Annotated in this window: 16 protein-coding genes; 8 read left to right on the top strand and 8 right to left on the bottom strand. The window is 37.4% G+C overall.

The genetic code is table 11. The features are described from left to right. Positions 1–2: 2 nt before the first annotated feature. Positions 3–335: a DUF565 domain-containing protein gene (locus H6G18_RS04910; protein WP_190405967.1), complete on the bottom strand. Its 333-nt coding sequence runs from the start codon at positions 333–335 to the stop codon at positions 3–5. Positions 336–806: 471 nt separating this feature from the next. On the opposite strand from H6G18_RS04910, the gene H6G18_RS04905 reads away from it, so the two are divergent. From H6G18_RS04905 to H6G18_RS04880, 6 genes are all read left to right on the top strand, one after another. Further along, the gene (locus H6G18_RS04905) at positions 807–1,418 is read left to right on the top strand and encodes a hypothetical protein (RefSeq protein WP_190405966.1); all 612 of its coding nucleotides are present in this window, start codon (positions 807–809) and stop codon (positions 1,416–1,418) included. A gap of 251 nt (positions 1,419–1,669) precedes the next feature. Next, positions 1,670–3,517, top strand: coding sequence for an ArnT family glycosyltransferase (locus H6G18_RS04900; RefSeq protein ID WP_190405965.1), 1,848 nt, complete (start codon positions 1,670–1,672; stop codon positions 3,515–3,517). A gap of 297 nt (positions 3,518–3,814) precedes the next feature. After that, positions 3,815–5,104 (top strand): hypothetical protein, encoded by a 1,290-nt coding sequence (locus H6G18_RS04895; RefSeq protein ID WP_190405964.1) that lies wholly within the window; start codon positions 3,815–3,817, stop codon positions 5,102–5,104. 39 nt (positions 5,105–5,143) lie between these two features. Beyond that, positions 5,144–5,806 (top strand): hypothetical protein, encoded by a 663-nt coding sequence (locus H6G18_RS04890; RefSeq protein WP_190405963.1) that lies wholly within the window; start codon positions 5,144–5,146, stop codon positions 5,804–5,806. 81 nt (positions 5,807–5,887) lie between these two features. Further along, on the top strand, positions 5,888–6,763 hold the full coding sequence (locus tag H6G18_RS04885; protein WP_190405962.1) for an SMP-30/gluconolactonase/LRE family protein: 876 nt from the start codon (positions 5,888–5,890) through the stop codon (positions 6,761–6,763). Between the two features lie 68 nt (positions 6,764–6,831). Beyond that, entirely contained in the window at positions 6,832–7,398 is a 567-nt protein-coding gene (locus tag H6G18_RS04880; RefSeq protein ID WP_190405961.1) for a YdcF family protein, read from the top strand. A gap of 10 nt (positions 7,399–7,408) precedes the next feature. On the opposite strand, the gene H6G18_RS04875 is transcribed toward H6G18_RS04880, so the two are convergent. The 7 genes from H6G18_RS04875 to H6G18_RS04845 form a co-directional block, all read right to left on the bottom strand. Then, the gene (locus H6G18_RS04875) at positions 7,409–8,476 is read right to left on the bottom strand and encodes a glycosyltransferase family 2 protein (protein WP_190405960.1); all 1,068 of its coding nucleotides are present in this window, start codon (positions 8,474–8,476) and stop codon (positions 7,409–7,411) included. Further along, the gene (locus tag H6G18_RS04870; protein WP_190405959.1) at positions 8,473–9,258 is read right to left on the bottom strand and encodes a glycosyltransferase family 2 protein; all 786 of its coding nucleotides are present in this window, start codon (positions 9,256–9,258) and stop codon (positions 8,473–8,475) included. Before H6G18_RS04870 ends, H6G18_RS04875 begins: the two co-directional genes overlap by 4 nt. Positions 9,259–9,318: 60 nt before the next feature. Next, positions 9,319–10,635: a hypothetical protein gene (locus tag H6G18_RS04865; protein ID WP_190405958.1), complete on the bottom strand. Its 1,317-nt coding sequence runs from the start codon at positions 10,633–10,635 to the stop codon at positions 9,319–9,321. A 4-nt stretch (positions 10,636–10,639) separates the two neighbouring features. Beyond that, a complete protein-coding gene (locus tag H6G18_RS04860; protein ID WP_190405957.1) occupies positions 10,640–11,902 on the bottom strand; it encodes a glycosyltransferase family 4 protein in 1,263 nt (420 codons plus the stop codon). Between the two features lie 116 nt (positions 11,903–12,018). Next, positions 12,019–13,113 (bottom strand): polysaccharide pyruvyl transferase family protein, encoded by a 1,095-nt coding sequence (locus H6G18_RS04855; protein WP_190405956.1) that lies wholly within the window; start codon positions 13,111–13,113, stop codon positions 12,019–12,021. A gap of 77 nt (positions 13,114–13,190) precedes the next feature. Next, positions 13,191–14,555, bottom strand: a complete 1,365-nt coding sequence (locus tag H6G18_RS04850; RefSeq protein WP_190405955.1) for a flippase — start codon at positions 14,553–14,555, stop codon at positions 13,191–13,193. A gap of 467 nt (positions 14,556–15,022) precedes the next feature. Next, a complete protein-coding gene (locus tag H6G18_RS04845) occupies positions 15,023–17,233 on the bottom strand; it encodes a GumC family protein (RefSeq protein WP_190405954.1) in 2,211 nt (736 codons plus the stop codon). 759 nt (positions 17,234–17,992) lie between these two features. Between H6G18_RS04845 and H6G18_RS04840 the strand changes: the two genes are divergently transcribed. Both H6G18_RS04840 and galE read left to right on the top strand, forming a co-directional pair. Beyond that, the gene (locus H6G18_RS04840; protein ID WP_190405953.1) at positions 17,993–19,402 is read left to right on the top strand and encodes a sugar transferase; all 1,410 of its coding nucleotides are present in this window, start codon (positions 17,993–17,995) and stop codon (positions 19,400–19,402) included. Continuing rightward, positions 19,399–20,409, top strand: coding sequence for a UDP-glucose 4-epimerase GalE (galE, locus tag H6G18_RS04835; protein WP_190405952.1), 1,011 nt, complete (start codon positions 19,399–19,401; stop codon positions 20,407–20,409). Before H6G18_RS04840 ends, galE begins: the two co-directional genes overlap by 4 nt. The last annotated feature ends 43 nt before the right edge of the window (positions 20,410–20,452 follow it).

The raw sequence follows: 20,452 nt of genomic DNA, 5'->3' as shown, positions 1-20,452 counted from the left end.
TTCTACGATCCCAGCTTAAAGGCTTCAATAAACAAGCTGTAAATGAACCCGACCTTTAAGAGGTTCAGAGATTCTACCAAGAGCGATCGCCTAGCAAAAAAGCTTTGACTGTAAAATATTCTGCTAGTAACCTCTGTCAAAAATACTAAAAATCCGGCTATAACAACATCTAGTTCTGACCTTTGTCCTGCTGTTGTCGAAATTACTGTACCTAGAAAAATGCCTAATAAAAAACTAATCAGTAGCAGCGACAACCGCCGCCAAGGATTCAAAAACCATTGCCCCAACTGCCTAGCAATGGCATCGAATAAGTTGTTAAGACGAGTGTTTTGCATTGATGAGGTTGTTGGGAGATGATTGGCAGCTAGGGAAAGTCTATCAATTTAGTATAAAATACCAAGATGCTGGGGAAAAACATTAAGAAATGTAAACAATCCTCTGTTGCTCAAATTGTGGTTTTGAGGGAAAATAGCCTGTGCCGCAAATTACCGACTCTCCAAAAAATATTGTTGTATTTTTACGCATAAATATATAGTCAATGTATTACAAGCTACCTTTTTATTCACAAAAATCATACGTTACTTCTAGCATAATTCAGCTTTTCATAGCTTTTATGGTGGATAAGTTAGGTAATTATTCATGCTCCCGGTTTTTGGTAAAAATGACATTTATGCTACATAACTGAGCAAATTTTTACAGAAGTCCATACCAAGGGAATAAGCAATTTTGTTTGATTATCCCTAGTCAGAATAGGCTAGTATTTGGTCAAGCCTACACAAATAATTATTTCTAAAATCAATATCAATATGAAATCTTCAGTGTATCGTAATGCTGCGGTGACAGCTTGCGCCTTGGGTCTACTGGGGTTACTTGTGGGTTGTTGGGAGATGACAGTATCATTTGAAGCTACAGATCCAGATACATCTTCAGGTATATCTATTGATATGCCCCAATTAGAAACTAATTTGGCACTACCGAGTAGCTCTACTGAAGTCACAAATACAACAGAGATACCAAATAATTCCCCAGTCCAGAAAAGCGAGCAAACAAATTCTATCTTGGCTGCACGTCAGTCCTTGGCTGGTAATACCAAGATTCCAGGGAAACTGCGAATGAGTAATCAAACAGAACAACCTGTGAGATTAGCTCTATTGCCTCGGCAATCAGGTAATAAAAGCTCGACTACCAAACAAGCTGATATTCCTGCTCATTGGGATTTTGATCCCCAAGAAGGCAGTGAAAAAGGTTTAATTCTTTCCTTGCCAAATGGCAGCTTGAAACTAGACAAAGGCGATGTCTTAGTAGCCTTTGCCCAAGATGGTTCGCGGCGTTACTGGGGGCCTTATGTCGTCGGTGAAACATCCCAGCCCAGTTGGAATTCCCAAAGCCAAGAATGGGTGTTAGTTCTTAGTCAATAGTCATTGGTCAAAGGTCAACAGTCAACGGTCTATAGTGAAAAAGTATAAATACTCAAGAACAAAACATAGTCGTTGAACGACTTATGATTAGTGCAACAAGTAACCAGTTAATAGTTCACAATGAAAAATAAAATTATGGGTGCTGAATTAAAACTGAATACTTAGCACTAAGTATTCAGTTTGGTCAAAGAGCCAATAACTCTTGACTAATGACTATTGACTAATAACTATTGACTAATGACCAGTGACTAATGAGGTTAAAATTGAGCGTTCTTGACACTGTTGAGCAGTGGTTCAATAGTATAGTAAAGCGTCCAGCCCTTGCTGTGACTGCCTCAATTCTGTGGTTGATTCTCATTGCTTGGATAGGCTATGGATGGCATTTAGGCAGTGTTGGCTTGGTTGACGAAACAGAGCCATTATTTGCTGAAGCTTCCCGGCAAATGTTAGTGACGGGTGATTGGATTACGCCATTTTTCAATGGTGAAACTCGTTTTGATAAACCTGCGCTACTTTATTGGTGTCAAGCGATCGCCTATGCTGTGTTTGGTGTGAATGAGTGGGCAGTACGTTTACCCTCAGCACTTGCAGCAATGGGATTAGTGGCTTTAGCTTTTTACACTGTACAGTGGTCTTTGGCTAAAAAAGATGAGTTAGAGCAAGTGACACAGCCGACTCGCCGCTATTTAACAGCTGGTGTAGCCGCAGGTCTGATGGGACTCAATGCCCAAATGATTGTCTGGGGAAGAACCGGTGTCTCCGATATGCTGCTAACTGGGTGTATCGCATCAGCCTTGTTATGCTTTTTTCTGGGATACTCTGACACTGCAAAATTAACTAATCCAAATTCAAAATTACCTAACAAGTGGTATTTGGCTTGTTATGTGCTAACGGCTGGAGCAATTTTGACTAAAGGCCCGGTAGGTTTTGTTTTACCGGGGATCATTATCTTGGCGTTTTTGCTGTACTTGGGACAATTCCGAACAGTAGTGCGAGAAATGCGCCTGTTCTTAGGGATGTTAATCATCTTGGGTTTATCTGTTCCCTGGTATGCGCTGGTGATTTGGCGCAATGGCCAGAGTTTTATTGATGCGTTTTTTGGCTATCACAATGTGGAGCGTTTTACAGACGTAGTGAATGGTCACTCGGCTCCTTGGTATTTTTACTTTGTGATAGTGTTGCTATTTTTTGCCCCATATTCAGTATATTTACCTTTAGCAATTTTCCGACTGAAGTTTTGGCAGCGATCGCACTGGCTTAAACAAGAACGCTCCCAGCAATTGGGTTTATTTGCCTGCGTTTGGTTTATCAGTGTCTTTAGTTTCTTTACGATCGCCGTTACTAAACTACCAAGCTACGTCTTACCTTTAATGCCAGCCGCCGCTATTCTAATCGCTTTGTTGTGGAGCGACTTCTTCTCAAGCCGTAAAAACACCAGCAAGACATCTGTTAGTTACCCATCTTCTTTTTTACTGCTTAGTGGTTGGCTAAATGTCATCTTTTTAAGTGCATTGGCGGTAGCAATGTTTCACCTATCCCACTTACTGGGAAGCGATCAAGCTGCACCTAATTTCCGCGAAAACTTACAAGCTGCTGGTTTACCAATAATAGGCGGTTGGCTATGGCTTGTGAGTGCAGTCCTAGTGGCGGCCTTAGTCTTACGCCGTTCTTGGCATTATATTATCAGTATTAATTTGCTGGCATTTGTGGCATTTTTAATTGTTGTCACCATGCCTGCTTTGTTTTTGATGGATCAAGAACGTCAACTACCATTGAGAGATTTATCTGCTGTTGTCTCCCAAGTACAACAACCAACAGAAGAAATCATGATGGTTGGTTTCAAAAAGCCAAGTGTGGTTTTTTACAGTCATAAACGGATAAATTTTATCTATTCAACAGAACAGGGTGTGGAATATATCCGCAATCTAGCTAATCAACAAGTTAAGCCGTCTTCATTGTTACTTGTGACTGAAAAGAAAAACTTTTTCAAAATGGACTTGTCACCAGATGGTTACGAAAATCTAGCTATTAAAGGTGCTTATCAGTTGACTCGAATTAATTTTAAGAAGATGAAAACTGAAAAAATCAAGATATCTTAATTGGGTGTGAAAGTTTTGTAGTCAGGACTTTAGGGACTTCCAGATCAAAAAATGCCCAAAATGTAGGGTGCGTCAGTGCCAGAAAACCTAGCTATACCAAGAAAATATTCATACTGACGCACCCTACTAACCGTCAATTTGGAATAATTTTTCGGTGTTCCCTTAGTCCTTCTCTTAAGAAATTGTAAATTGCGAATTGGTTTTATATTTCCGTAAGATTACCATTTTCAATTAAGGGATTTTACGTATAAATTGCAAGCATATTTACGTAAAGTCTTGGATAACAAGGAAATCTTGATGGATAAAATCTCCACAAATATCAACGGTAGTGATATTTCTGACTACGTTCGTATTAACTTTAATTACTGGAGTTTAGGGACAAGACTGATTACTTTTATACTCATGTTTGTAGCTGTTGCCAACAAATCGGCAGTTGCAAAGGAGAGCATTGTTTCGGAAAATCAACAGGCTAAATTGACTGCGCCTCAAAACCCCGAAGAATCTGAATCTCATCAACAATTAAAGATTAGCCTGAGGCAAAAGTTACTGGCACATAAAAAAAATCGTCATCTGGCTAAACTCCATTCGGTAAGTTTTAATGATGGTTTTATTGCTAACGTCCAGCCGGAAACATTTAGCAATTCTTTTGCAGAGGATAAGTTTTTAGTTGAATCGGCAAATGTGTTAGCAAGCAATGATAATTTCAGTAAAGATTTATTAGCTGATCCAGATATTAATCGAGAATTACCTGCAAAAGAACAGGCTAATATATCTCAACCACAAGAGCCTCAAGTTATTGCTCAAATAGATTCTTCTGGAACTGTAGGAGATACTTTTGGCGATACTAATCAATTACGCCAAGAACTATTGATTGATCCCATTGTGATACCGGGAGAACGGACAAAGGCTTCTCCTGGTTCATCTGCGGGGACTCCTTCTGGATATGGTGCAAGTTTTGGACAAGCCTATATTGGTGGTGGTTTGTATTTTCCTTTAGAAAGAAGTAGAGACAGGGTAGATGGTTCTTTGTCTGTTGGTTTTGGGTTGGGAGATGCGGCTAAGTCTGTAGGGCTAGAGGTTAATGTCAATATTACCAGTGTCGGTGGTGGTAACGATTTTGATTTCGGTGATAGTGGTGGTGTAGGCTTCAAACTACATAAATACTTTAGTGATGGGACAGCCGTAGCTGTGGGTTGGTCAAATCCTATTAAATGGGGAGATGTTAACAGAGCTAAAGATACCATCTATGGGGTAGTTACTAGGTCATTTCCATTGCAACCAGATAGTCCTGATAATAAAATGCCTTTGACTGTTTCTGTCGGTCTTGGTAGTGGTGCTTTTCGTTCCAAGGGTGCAATAGATGCAAATGAAAATGCTGTGAATCTTTTTGCAAGTTTAGGTTTAAGGGTGATACCTCAAGTATCTTTGGTAAGTAGCTGGACTGGAAATCGTCTCAACATGGGTGCATCTTTTGCTCCTTTCCAGAACACACCCATAGTTATCAACGCTATTTTCACGGATGTTACTAGCAACCTTGATACTGGGCTGGGTTTTTCCCTGAGTGCAGGGTACACTTTTCGGTTTTAACTGCTGAGTTATCTTAGAATTTCATCAAAAATTAAGGCAATGAAGAAGCAACAATTTTCTCTTAGTCTAGTTCTAGTTTTGCTGGTGTCTTTAGTGAGTACGCCTGTGAGAGTAAATGCTGGTAGTGCTGGTATCACAGGAGGTAGTGATGATTCTGGCTCATTTTCTGGTGATAATTTCAATCCAGCAAATTTTCTGTCATCCCCTGAAATAGCGCCTGGGGTGAATGCGGAAGTTGGTAGCGATCGCCGTCTGAGGATATCAAGAGAAGTTCAGAATTGTTTGAATGCAACGATCGCTAATAGACAACAAGAAAATCCATCAGCAATTATTCTCACTATCTTACAGGGTGGCTCGAATGGAGCAGAAGCAGCTAATCAGCTACAAGCTTCTCTAGGAAATTCCGGAATTGCTGTATCATCAGCGCAAACATTGGTAGGTGCTTTATTGGGTTTAGCTGAAAATCAATCAGCATCTGCATCAGATGTTCCTGCTAGCACTTTAGTAGTAGATTCAGAAACGGAACAGCAGCAAGAATCTCTGAATGTGGATATCAATAAGTTGAATGCTGCCATCAATGATTACAATCAAATTGTGATGGAAAGTAACTCTGGAGTTCTACAAAAACTTACCAAAGACGAGAATTTTCAGGAAATTGGGAAACTGCTGAAGCAGTTAAGAGTTGACCTGAATAAATGTTAAAAGTTGGACGTAATGAGATTAAAGTTATTAGTGGTGCTATTGAAAATCCTCTGGCTTAAACCAGAGGATTCTTGTTGAAATATGCAGATTGACTATCAAATCAACAATGTTTTAACGGCTCGCGCTCGTTTGGGAGAGGGGCCAGTGTGGGACTCAAATCATCACTGGCTATATTGGGTTGATATCTATAACCATCGGGTAAACAGATTTAAGCCTGCGACTGGGGAAAATTTAGGTTTTGATGTGGGAGATGTGGTTGGGGCGATCGCTCTAACTAGTTCCCATCGCTTGATGATGGCACAGCGCGATGGTTTGGCATTTCTTAACCTAGACACTCGTGAAGTGACACCAATTATCCAGATCGAAGCAGATAAGCCAGATAATCGCTTTAATGACGGTAAGTGCGATCGCCAAGGACGTTTTTGGTTCGGTTCCGCGTCTCCTGGGAAAACTGAAGCTAGTCTTTATCGTTACGATCCTGATGGTTCTTTACAAGTCATGGAAACAGGATTGACGATTTCTAATGGATTAGGTTGGAGTCCTGATGAAAAGACGTTTTACTTGAATGATTCTGAACAGCAGAAAATGTATGCTTACAACTTTGATACAGTAACAGGTAAAATTAGCAATCGCCGCATTTTTGTTGATTTAACTGGTGAATCTTTCTATCCTGATGGGTTAACGATAGATAGTCAGGGAAATATCTGGGTGGCGATGTGGGACGGTTGGTGTGTGATTTGCTTTAACCCCAAGGGTGAGGAGATATCACAGATCAAGTTACCAGTGCAGCGTCCTACTAGTTGTACTTTTGGCGGTGAAGATTTGCGGACGTTGTATATTACTAGTGCTTCCGTTGGAATGAGTGAGAAAGAGATTGACAAAAGTTTCTACTCTGGTGACTTGTTTGCTGTTGAGACTAATCTGGTTGGATTACCCACTTATGGTTTTTCTGGTTAGTTTTTCACCTCAGTGCTATGTTGCGGTTTCATTTTCTTCTCCTTCTTCCTCTTTTACTCTCTGAGGGCATGAAAGGTAAACTAAAATTACTGAGATGGATTTTAGCGATCGCCTTAATATTTACTAGTATTATTCCTGTGAGGATAGCGATCGCTTTTCAACAAGCCCCCGTACCACAGGCTATTTTTGTGTTGGGTGGTGCGGCTGAGAGGATGCGGTTTGCAGCGCAATTTTGGCAGTATCGGCAGAATTTAGATATTTGGGTTTCTGATTTTGCTTGGAATTTAGACGCTAATCGCCAGATATTTTTACAGTATGGTGTTCCTGAAGCAAAGTTGCATTTGGATGGTAGAGCAACGGATACTGTGACTAATTTCACGACTTTGGCAGGAGATTTTGCTGACCAGAGGTTACAGCATATATATTTGATTACATCGGATTATCATATACGGAGGGCGCAAGCGATCGCAACCATAGTTTTGGGTGGCCAGGGAACTGTGGTTACACCTGTGGCTGTAGCGTCTCAAAATCAGCCATCAGAATCATGGGTAAGAGTATTAAGAGATGGAGGGCGATCGTTTTTGTGGATTGCGACTGGGCGCAGTGCTGCTAGATTTAACTCTCGTTTGAAATAATCTCTTTGATTCACCAACCTGTAACTTTTAGAAATCTACGCCTAAATAGCTGATATCCGTAGCCAGAAAAGTGAGCAATTGGCATAGTTAGCAAGGTAACTCCACAGAAAAACCACAGACTTAAATAAGAAGGAAGTTCTTCTTCACTACCGCGCCATAACTCTGTAGTAAAGCTTTTACTAAATTTTAAAGTTGTGCGTAAACTTTCCCCGAATGGAAAAAGTAAGCCAGTCAGAATCAATGCTTCTGTATGTAGAGATAACTGAGGAATAATGAAATCAATCAGTGATAACAACAATGTAGCTGATATAAATAAAAATGGTAGCTTTCCTCTCAGTTGCAGTTGCTTTGTGTGTTTAATACTAGTTAAGTAACGTCCTCTGCCGTACTTGAAGTATTGAATAAAAATAGATTTCCAAGTTTTTCTGGGATAATACCATACACAAATATCTGAACTTATATATATAGCTTTTGGATTCTTATTGAGTAATTTTTGGTTTAATTCAGCATCTTGGTTAGTAATTTGTGAAATATCAAACCCAGAAGCATCGCGCAATTCTTTCGTCCAAAAACATCCTAAATAAACTGTATCAGCATAGCCGTTATAGTTAGGGTTTCTGTATTTAGCCCCACCACTGCCTAAAAAGCTTTTAGAAGCCAGTGCTACCCCAGCCTGAAAGGGATTTTTAGCTACAAATCTTTGTGCGCCTCCCACATTCAGAGCTTTAGATTCTAATAATGCTTCTACACATCGTTCTATATAGTCTGGTGCATACTCAGAGTGAGCATCAGCCCTGAGAAATATGTCACCTGTGCATTCTTGCAATATGAGATTTAGACCAGCCGATTGAATTTTTAAAGGATTGTGTAGTAGTTTGACTCTAGAATCCTCTAACGACAATTTATTAATAATATCCTGTGTCCCATCGATGCTACCACCATCAGCCACAATTACTTCTATTAAGTTTGGATATTCAGTTTTCAAAAATTCTCTAATTAAATGTTCTATATTACCAGCTTCGTTATAAGCTGGAATAGCTAAACTTAAGCTTGGATATTCTATATTTTTAATACTCATAGATATAACTTTAATGGTATCATCAAAAAACGTTTAATTGCCTTACTAAAGCCAATAGTATCAATTTGGAAATTACGATGATTAGTATATATAAAGTATCTTTTTCTAATATCACTATGGGCTTTGTAAGCTTGAAATACTTTCATAGAAGATACACCTGTAATTTCATAATATGAAATCGGAAACCTTAGAAGATGTGGTTCTTCTATTAAAGAAGCTCTAATGTTAAAGTCATAATCCATTCCTAGAGGAAGTAATTCATTATATAATCCCACTTCATCTAAAATTTCTTTAGTAAAAATAGTAGATTGATGGCATATAGGATTACCATATAAAAATAATTCCTGCCGCCATTCCTCATGCTGTCTAATATGTCTTTTTAAATATCCTTTGCGACTAATTGATATAGTTTCGCCGAATGCCCACAACCAGCTATTTTTGAAATAAGAATTAATAATATTTTCAATTACATCTTGGTCAACAAATATATCTCCTGCATTTAAAAATATTACCAAGTTTCCTGAAGCCTTACTTAGTCCAGTATTGAAAGCATTTGCAATACCAGAACCATTTTGCTGGTAGAGTGTAATTTTTTTTGTATGACTAAATTTATTAATTGTATTTACAGTTTCATCGCAAGAATTACCATCAATAATAATGTGATTAATATTTTGATATGTTTGAGAGCTTACACTATTCAAAGTTTCAGTAATTCTTTGAACACAATTTTTTGTGATTGTAATAACATCAAATTGTACTTGTAATGATTCAAATTCATTCATATTAACTTTTGCTTGTTGCTAAAATATTATAAATGACTGATTAATAGAAATGTTTTGCAATCAGATATCACTCGCTATTTGGTTTTTAAAATTAAAATCACTATAAGCTATTCCTAGTATTAAACCACACGATATCCAAAATAATCCTCCCGTTTTTGAAAGATTAAATACTTCTTGTGAAACAGAAAAAACCATAAAAGACCAAAATAGACCTACAAAAACAGGGGTTAACTTTATGTTAGATTTTGATGTGTATTTTTTGGCAAACATATACAACTTAACTAAAGCATTTAAATACAACAACGTGCCTATTAATCCACCGCTTACAATTGTATATACCAACTGACTATCAGCAGCATTTAACAACTGACCAAAAATTTCATAAATTCCACCTGATCCCAATCCGAATAATCCTAATAATGGAAATTGATGAACAAACTCTACATACATAGAAAGTACAGAAGACCAGTTAACAACTCTAGCCTCATCCTGTACTTGCTCTACGTTTATATTTAAATATCTACTAGGAACTTGTGTTAGTAAAGATTCTAGTTTTAACCCAAAATCTCTAAACAAAAGCAATACTAGAAAAACTACTAATATACTAGTAACAATAGTTATGATAATGTTTATATTCCTTTTATTAATTTTATTACTACTAATAATATTTTTTAATGTGTAAATCCCTACAACTAGTAAGTAGCTAAATAAAGCTAACCAAGCACCCCTTGATCCAGATAAGGCAGTAAATATCACATTTATGGCAGAAAAGCATATCCATAAATAAATGGCTTTTAAGTTTCTTTTCGGTATCAAATATATAATTGTACTACAAATGATAGTTGCAAAATAAAAGACTGCTCCAGTAAGGGTAGGGCTAATTTCATTTAAAATTCCTAACCCATAATAACCTGTAAAATTCAAAGTAACTGTTTGATATAATCCATGAAAAAAATTGGGAATAAAACAAATATAAATACTAATAAATACACGTTGGTATTCTATAAGGTTTTTAGATTTAGAACTCAAAATAAAACACAAACAAAAATAAATTAAATACTGAAAATTTTTTACTAAAGGTAACCCTTTTTCTAATATAGAAACGCTATTTAAGCCTGAGTAATGAGTTATAATTAGGACTATAAAATTAAATATATATAAATATATAAATGCAAATATAACTTTTCTTATAAGAAGAGTATCAGAAATAAAAATCAACATAGTTATTAATGTAATTGGAAATAATATATCATCTATACGTATAAACTTTAATAATCCATTTTCACTTAGTCTTGGTGATAAAATAACGCTTGCAGTCAGGAGAAGTATCCAAAACCATAAAAAGTAATATTTTAAGGGGTGTTTTATAGCATTCATATTTTTAACTATTTATTTTTAATATATTTTGATATAAAGACAAGTAATTTTTTGCTTGTAATTCTAATGTGAATTTTTGTTTGACTGTTTCACAAGCACTAACACAAAGCTTTTGATGTCGCTCTTTATTTTCTATTACCCAAACAATCCCATTTGCCAAGTCATCATAACTAAAGCATTTTGCTCGGTATCCATTTTGTTGATGTTCAACTATATCTTTTAACCCTGTTGAATCAAAAGAAACTACTGGTGTACCACAAGCTAAAGACTCCGAAGCAGTTTGTCCAAAGGCTTCCTCGATTGAGGGTACAATCATCACATCTGCTGATGAATAGAGAAGCGCAAGCTTAGTCTCATCACTAATTTTGCCCATGTAATGTACTTTAAAGCCTAAATTAACTGGATTTTCTGGTTGAGATGAGCCAAAAATAATTAGTTCTATCTTGTCTTTCCATCCAGATTGACTCATCTTCTGTAAAGCTGGCTGTAGTAAATGGAATCCCTTCCTTTTATCACCAATTGCATTAACTGCTCCGAATAGAACCAGGTACTTATTTTGCGGAAGGTTAAGTAAATTTCTTGCTGTTTTTCGCTCGGTTGGCTTATATGTACTTATATCTAGCGAGTTAGGAATAATTTTTATATCACTTTTTGAAAAAAGAGAGCTAGATTTAGCACATTCAGCAAGCCAATTACTAGGGGTAACAATTGTAAAGTTCAAATCAGACCATGCTTTCTCTTTACGCTCCCATACCCATCGAGATAAATCGATATTGAATCTTTTAGGCATTTGTGGGCATTTACCACAACTTTGTTGATAGCGTTTACACTCTTGACTATAGTGACACCCACCAGTGAAAGCCCACATATCTTGTAGTGTCCAGATAATAGGCTTATTTAGTTTAGCTATCGTTTCTATATTGATAAATCCTCCTGATATCCAGTGAAGATGAATGATATCAGGATCAATTTTTTCAATTTTATTCACCATAGAATCTGGTAACCATTGCAAAGAGTATGAAGTTCTTTGACTCTTATCAATATGTCTAAAAAGTAGTTTTGGTAACGAATCTAAATGGGGTTTTACTTTGGGATATTTATGAACTATTTTGTTGCCTATCGCAGTAATAGAATTGTTATTACTGAATTTTACCTGCACAAGCATCTGAGAGTTAACACCAATTTTTTGCAGACCATTATATAATCGGTAAGTAGCTATCGCTGCCCCACCATAAGTATCATAAGTGCTAAGGTGTAAAATTTTCAAAATTTGAGTCCTTTTAATTTTTTAGATTTTAATTCTAATAGTATCTAATATGAATTATCATTCAATAAAATCATTTCATGAATGACTTGAAAACATAATAAGTATCCAAAACAAAATTATTTCAAAGATTCATGCAAGAATTTTTTTGATAATTGAATTTCATTGTCTAATTTTATCTTTTGAATGTTATCAATAGGATGCAATATTAAATTAAAATAATTATCTATCGCTATTTTTGAAGAGTCACTCAAATTTATAATTCTGTTCTCTAATTCAAGGAAACTTAACAAATCTCTGACTTTTATTGATTTTGTTTGTCGGTCAAAAACAATAAAGGGTTTATTAAAAATAATGGAAAAGATCACGCCATGAAAAAATTGGGTAGCTATGAAAGAAGCATTGTAGAAAAAACCAAGCCAATCTTCTGGTGAAATATCAAATAAATCCAGTTTAAGAAATGGCTTTAAATAACTTTGAGGAGAACCAATAGAAATAATATCTAATCCTTCTTTTTCAGCTATTTTTTTTACATATATAGCTTCTCTTTGCTTTAATAAACCATATACAAGTACATATTTATTTTTATTATTAGGTACTCTCATAACATTTTTATAATCAACTAAAAATGTTGGATCTAGAACTTTTTTTGCATTGATATCAAAGCTCTTGATTAATGATAAACTGTTATTGTCTCTCACTGAAACAGCATGAAAATTTCTTAGCAATGTAGATAGAAGCTCTTCATGATCACCAAAAAATTTTGTAGAACCACAACTAGCTGCATAGCTTATTTTAGTGGTATCTTTTTCAGCTATAAAATCTATGAAGTAAGCTTCATCTAAACCTCTATGAGTATTTATATTCCATATTTCATCACTACCACAAATTACACAGTCATATTCATGTTTGTGCTGCTTTAAATTAATTTTTTCATAAAATCTTGTTGAACTAAGATTAAGATTATTAGTTACAAAATTATTCATATTTGATTTCTTTACTTGACTCTTGATAATCAATTTAGGATCTAAAAAAGAATGTTTAGAAAAATATAAATATTTTATATCTTCCCATCTCAGTGATCTGGGTCTGTAATCAATAATTTCTACATCATATCCATTGTCTTTTAAGAAATGAGACAAAGCATAAGCCTGTAGCGTAGCACCGTAGTTAATTGTAAAATGATAAGTAATTATCCCTATTTTTTTTGACATATTTTTTACCTTTTCAAAACGTAAGATTTACTGTTTGTATTACAAAATATGATGGACATAAAAGGCTTTACATGGTTTTATTTTATAAATAAAATATTTTTTACCCATAAATTAAAATATTTAATTAAATCTAGCAATGATTCTATTTGTATAATGAATATCTTTCTTGTTATTTTATGGGTAGCGTTAGCAAAAACTGAAGCTACTGCATAAGAAACTACGGTGGCAATAGCGGCACCAATTCCACCATATTTAGGAATTAATAATAAATTCAATAATACATTGGCAGCCACCCCAATTAGGCTTCTACGTAGCGCAAAGTTAGTTAATCCTTCTGCAACGAACCAAGTTGATATGCCCACTCCCATAAAAATAAATAAAGAAGCCCAAACATGAATTGTTAATATAGAGCCTGCTTCGGCATAATCTTGACCAAATAATATGGTAATTATGTTTTCGGAAAATAATGATATTGGTATAGTAATCACAATCGAAATCAATGCCAAAACACCAACTAATTTCTTGATTCGTTGATAGTAAAGTTCTTCATTTACTTCTTTAGCTGCAAAAATTGAAGGAGCAATAGAAGAACTGATGGTCATAGGGATAAAATACCAAACTTCAGAAATGCGGGCAGCAGATGAATAAAGGCCTACAGCACTAGAGCCAACCATTTCTCCCAACATAATCTGGTCTATTCTCATGTAAATCATGATGCTTAAACTAGATAATATTAAAGGCCAACTTTCCTTAAGGAGAGTCTTAGCAAGTGGAAGGCTCCAACACCATAACTCCAGTGAGTAACCTTTAACTTTGTAAACAAGTATTAAACCTGCTGCACCCAATCCAATTTCTGCTAATCCAGCCCAAGCAAAAGCAAGTAATGGTGCCTGTATTTTAATCAAAGCAATTTTTAGTAGTGCCATGACAATGAATGCCGTGTTTTTAGCAACCACAGTATATTTAGACTGCACTTGAGACTGAAACCAAATATCAATTGTGTCAAAAGCGTGAAAAATTCCTGCCATTGCCAAAATGCTTACTAACCCAATAGTCAACTGGTCATTTTGACGCAAGACAAAAATAGAGCTAAATGCTAACAATACGCATCCTATTCCACCAGCTAACTTGAGCAAAAAAGTTGTCCCTAAAATTTGGTCTCTAGCTTCAGGTTCACGCACAATAGAACGTATAACCAAGTTATCTAGCCCTAGAGTCGTCAACGGATTGAATAGTGCTACAAAAGCAGTGGCATAGTTAAAAAGACCAAACTGTTGCACTCCTAAATAACGAGCAATCCAAACACCTACAACTAACCCAAAACCCATGCGAAGAATGCGGTCAATGAATAGCCAAGCTATATTTTGAATAACCGCTAACTTTCCAGAGCCAAACTTGTGACGAAATGAACATAAAAGCTGAGTTTTATATTTGTCTAACATCTAGCTCAACTATCTAAAAAAGACTAAATTTAGCTAACAATGGCTTATCTAGAAAGGTTGATATGCTTTCCCTGGTAATAAAACAATCTAAAGCCAAGCCATAGCTATTGTTTATATCAGTGCCAGAAGGCAGATATAGCCAACCCTAGACTATAAACTTTTGCAAAAGTTGAATTATGTAAACTTAGCCTTGCCGTGGATAAGAGGATTAAATGCAGTTAATAAACTTGTGAGATGTTTTGCGCGTAGGGTGCGTTATGGCTTACGCCTAACACACCAACAGCTTTAGGATAAGGTGGGTTAGCTTATGGCATAGCACACCTGCGTGTATTTCAAAAATCAAATACTAGTCCTATATTAGGCATCTAAATCAACTTTATTAACTTCATCTTTCGCCCATAACTTTACCCAAGCTATATCTTGAATAACCTCAGAAAAAACACTGATTTATCCAAATTAGTTACCAGTTAAAGCAGTCTTAATCCAGTGATCCTACTTAAATTGGACTTAATCCTATTTTTGTTACCAGAATTATTTTCCCCAGTATTTGTATGGGAGTAGTAGTAACTATAGTCATTACTATCAGTAGCCACACAATTCACCACCATTCCCAACACAGGCACACGGGAATGCTCAAGTAATGTCTTTGTAGTCTTAGCCGCAGCCGAATTAACCACACCAGGACGTACAACCAATAGCATTCCATCCGCCATCTTGCCTACTATCGAAGCATCCGCTAAAACACTTAATGGCGGAGTATCGATAATTATGCAATCATATTCTTCAGCAGCTTGTTTCAGCAACCCATTCATACGCTGTGAATCCAGTAGTGCAGCCGGGTTAGGCGGTATAGTCCCAGCAGTCAGCAATTCTAGATTGACCACCACTTCCTTCGCAACGTCAGCTAACGTAGCTTGCCCCACTAACACATTACTTAACCCCATCATGTTGGGTTGTTTCCACATTTCATGCTGACGTGGGCGACGCATATCTGCATCAATCAATAGCACCCGTTTTCCCATCTGGGCAGTTGCTACCGCTAAATTAGCAGCGATAAAAGATTTACCCTCATTCATCACAGAACTACTAACTACGATTACCTTCAGTTCCTTATCAGAAAAAGTGAACCCCAGGTTAATCTGGAGCATTTCAAAGGCTGCATTAACTGAAGAATAAGGGTTATTGAGTACAGGTAATTCGGTAATACTCTCACCACCAGCCAGCCTAGCTTTTTGATCAAAAACTGGAATTGTACCCAACAAAGGATAATCCAACAACTGTTGGGCTTCTTCTAATGTCTTCACAGACTTGTCTCCAGCTTCTAGCAACAAAGCTGCGCCAATAGCTAAGAAAAATCCTAAAAATCCTCCTAGTGCCAAATTCAACAGGATACGAGGAGAAACAGGGCTTTTTGGCAGTAAAGCTTCAGATATAATTCTGGCATTACCCACATTCTGATTTTCCACCACCTCGACATCTTGCAATCGTTTGAGCATTTGTTCGTAGGTGGTTTGGGCAATCTGTAGCTGTCGCTTTAGCTGTAACTGTTGTTGTTCCAGTTTGGGAATGGTTCTGAGACGTGCTTGATAAAGTGCAAAGGCCTTCATCAATACACCAACTTGATTTTCTAACCCCAACCGTTCTATTTCCACCTGTACCAAATTAGCTGTGAGAGTCTGCTTGAGTTCTCCTATTTGTAAATCTTGCTCTGGAACAGGTTGTAAACTACCAAGAGTTTTGCTAACTCTCCCTTCTAGCTGTGCTTTCAGAGCTTCTTCTTTACTTAACAAACTGGCAATAACTGGGTGTTCATCAGTAAATCGTGACCTTTCCACAGCTAACTGGTCTTGAACCTTCTGATATTCTGATAGCACTTGTTGGACTGCTCTGGATTGACTTAAGGTACTAAGTGCCATAGCTTGCTTTGTGTTCAAAGCCAATTGATTTTGCAAAGCACCAGAACGAGTTCTAGCATCAACCAACTGTGCGCGTAGTTGAGTCATCTGGCCGGATAATTCATTCAGCCTCTTGACTCCTTGTATGGCTTCTTCTTCTAGAGAAACAACCTCATATTTTTCTTTAAACCGACGCAGTGCTGCTTCCGCCTCTGTGACTTTCTCCTCAACTAGAGGTAATTGCTTGTTTAAAAATTCCCGTGCAGCTGTAGCCTCGGAACGGTTAACCCGGACATTGCTTTCCAGATAAGCACTCATCAATCTATTAACGATCGCTGTTGCTTGTTCAGGATCAACACTACGATAAGATAACTGTAAAATATCCGTCCCTCGGACACTTTTAATTTTCAAGTTACGCAGAAAATCATCTATTTCTAAAGGTTGTCCGTGCTTATCCTGAAGCTGTAAATCAGCAATAGTTTTTTGAGTGATGGGATGGGAGCGAATGATTTCTGCTTCAGTTTCCAAAGGGTTTGAGGAATTTGTCACCCCACTGAGTTGTCCCAGTTGCTCACTTACGCCTGTCAGGGAAGAAACGCCACTTTGCTTATTGAAAAGAAGTTTACCCTCGGCTTCGTAAATTGGTTTTTGACTAAAAGTAACTAATCCTGTAACTCCAAAGACAGACCCCATAATGGTTGCTATCAGGAACCAGCGTCTTTTGACAGTCAGCCAATACTGTTGGAAATTAATCAGGTCTTGATCGTCTTGATTAGAAGGCATAGTTTCAGATAATACCCTAAATATTGATACTACTAAGTAGAACGGTTTAACAAATAAACAATCAAAAGTTTGTAGTCATGGCTTTAGCCCTTTTTTAGGACTATTCGCGTAGCGTTCCCACAGGGTAGCCCTGACTACGAGCCAACTTTATTGTCCGAATAACTGATACTGATAGAGTGCAACCTGATTTTGAGTGAATCGACAAAGATTTAATAAAAGATTATGAAGCCTTTTATTCAAAAAAGCCTACGTATTTTCACTGTTATTTGTAGGTCAATTCATTTAGAGCTTATTTATATAGAAGTAGCGAGGCGCGAATATTTATAACTATATAAAGACAAATTGAGTGTAGGGTGTGTTGCGCTGCGCGATACACCACCAACAATCTAAGGTGCGTCAGCCCACAACATAACCGTTATTATTTTTTATATTTTTTTAAAATAATTTATTGAAGAATCTATTAAATAAAATCCAATATTTACGTAATATCCACATGGCTATACTGCCACCACTAGGATTAAAAATAAACAGTTAGTAAGTTACTTTCAAAAAAATGGACTATTTTTTGAAAAATTTACAAAGATTCACTTTTTGGGTATTAGAATCACGCTATTTATTTTCGATTTATCATCTTCAGTATACTGACTAATTTTCAATCTTTTTGAAATTGAATACTAATAGTTTCAGGGTAATTATTTACTGCATCTCATCTTGTCATATATATCCCGTAATCTTGGAAACTTTTAGTAACCTACAAACATGGTTATTACTCTTGCTGCTGGTAAAAAAATCAATGATTCACTTCAAACTCGTAACATCCTCTGCGTATTACTGTTATTAGGGGATATTTTGGGTTTATTGTTGAGTTTTTCCATCTGTTTATGGTTGCGATTGGGTCAAAATTTGAATGGTTTTGACCCTTTAATTTATGTATTTTTCTTCCTAGTTCTCACAGGTTTGTATTTAGCAGATACTTACCATCCAGATACCCAAATAGCAGGTTTACGCGCTCCAGCCCGGATTTTGATTAGTAATTTTGTAGTGGCTGCTATCATTGCAGCCCTGATTTATTGTTCTGGTATTTGGGCAAAAGACCTACTTTTGAAACGGGGAATTTTGCTTCCCAGCTTAGGGTTATTTACCATCTGGGCTATGGCATCCAGAATAGGGGCGGCACAGTGGGCAAAATCACAAGCTCAACACAGTCGTTGGCTAATCTTAGGCGCAGGTCAAAAAGCCATTCTCTTTGGCAAAACTTTTCTGGAACGCAGTTCCTTAGGGCGCTTGATTTTTCTGACAACGGGAGAACAGAACACTAATGAGTTAACAGAAAATCATCGAGTTTCTGTAGGGAATCTTCATGAATTAACCGAATGGAGCCAACAAGCTTGGTCAGGGGTAGTAGTAGCAACTCCAACAGAATTATCTGATGTCCAAATGCAGCAGTTGATGCAGTTACGCTTATCTGGTGTCTCCATCTACGGTCTTCCCGATATTTGTGAAACCTTGTGGTACAAACTCCCCTCATCTCTGCTTCAAGATAACTGGCTGGCTTTTGGTGCAGGGTTCAATTTAACGGCTGACAGCATTAGCCAAAAGCTCAAGCGCCTAGTAGACATGATTCTGAGTTGCTGTTTATTTGTCTTCTTATCTCCCTTGATGTTACTGGCAGCCCTAGCAATTAAGTTAGATAGTCCCGGCCCAGTATTCTATGCCCAAATACGGACTGGTTTGGAAGGCAAACCTTTTAAAGTTTATAAATTTCGCTCCATGTATCAAGATGCCGAAAAACGAGGGGTGCAGTGGGCAGATAAACAAGACCCGCGAATTACTAGAGTAGGGCGCTGGTTACGCATAACAAGAATCGATGAATTACCCCAAATATTAAACGTTCTTTGGGGAGAAATGAGCCTGATTGGCCCCCGTCCAGAAAGACCAGAATTTGATGTCAAATTGCGCCAAGAAATTCCCTACTATGACTTGCGTTATGTAGTCAAACCAGGAATTACAGGCTGGGCGCAGGTGATGTATCCCTACGGTGCATCCGTAGAAGATGCTTACGAAAAGTTAGCTTATGACCTCTACTACATCAAAAATTATTCTCTAGCTTTGGATTTAGCGATCGCACTGAAGACCATTCGAGTAGTATTACTAGGTAAAGGTAGATGAATCAAAAAGTTTTAGTTACTGGTGGTGCAGGCTACATTGGCTCTCATGTAGTTCGTCAGTTGGGCGAAGCAGGCTACGATGTTGTGGTGTATGACAACTGCTCTACAGGTTCACCCCAAGCCGTACTACATGGTGAGTTAATTATTGGTGATTTAAAAGATTCTGAATCTCTTTCCCAAGTCTTTCGCCAACATGAATTTGCCGCAGTGTTACACTTCGCCGCCAGCCTGAATGTCCCTGAATCTGTGGCTCGTCCCCTAGACTACTACGCCAACAACACCCGCAACACCCTGAATTTACTCCGTTGTTGCAACGATGTAGGTGTGAATCAAATCATCTTTTCCAGTACAGCCGCAGTCTATGGACAACCAGAAGCTAGCCCAGTGACTGAAGCCACACCAACTGAACCGATTAACCCCTATGGACGAACAAAACTTTCTTGTGAATGGTTAATTCGTGACTACGCCAAGGCTTCTGATCTGCGGTACGTAATTCTACGTTACTTTAATGTTGCCGGGGCTGAACCTGGTGGGCGATTGGGACAGATGACAAAAGACGCATCTCATTTAATTCGTGTCACCTGTGACGCTGCACTCAAACGCAGATTGGGAGTAAAAATTTTTGGTACAGATTTTCCCACGCCAGATGGAACGGCCATTAGAGACTACATTCATGTAGAAGACCTAGCAACAGCACATTTGGATGCTTTAGCCTATCTACAGCAAGGTAAGGAAAGCCAAATTCTCAACTGTGGTTATGGACAAGGCTACAGTGTCCGTCAAGTCATCGAACGGGTGAAGGTAATTTCTGGCGTAGATTTTCCGGTAATTGAAGCAGAGCGCCGGGCGGGTGATCCTGTTTGTGTGACTGCTTGTGGCGATAAAATCCGGCAAGTACTCGGTTGGCAACCAAAGTATAATAACCTAGACCAAATTGTCTACACTACCCTCAACTGGGAAATGCGTCAGCAAGAATTGTTCTTTAATTCCCTAGTTGGTGTCGCTTAAGTAATTCGATAATTAATTCAGACAAAAATACTTACAGTTTACC

It is taken from the genome of Anabaena subtropica FACHB-260 (genome assembly GCF_014697105.1).
GTDB lineage: Bacteria > Cyanobacteriota > Cyanobacteriia > Cyanobacteriales > Nostocaceae > Trichormus > Trichormus subtropicus.
Note: the sequence above shows the minus strand (reverse complement) of the source record. Positions and strands in the feature narration are given on the sequence as shown.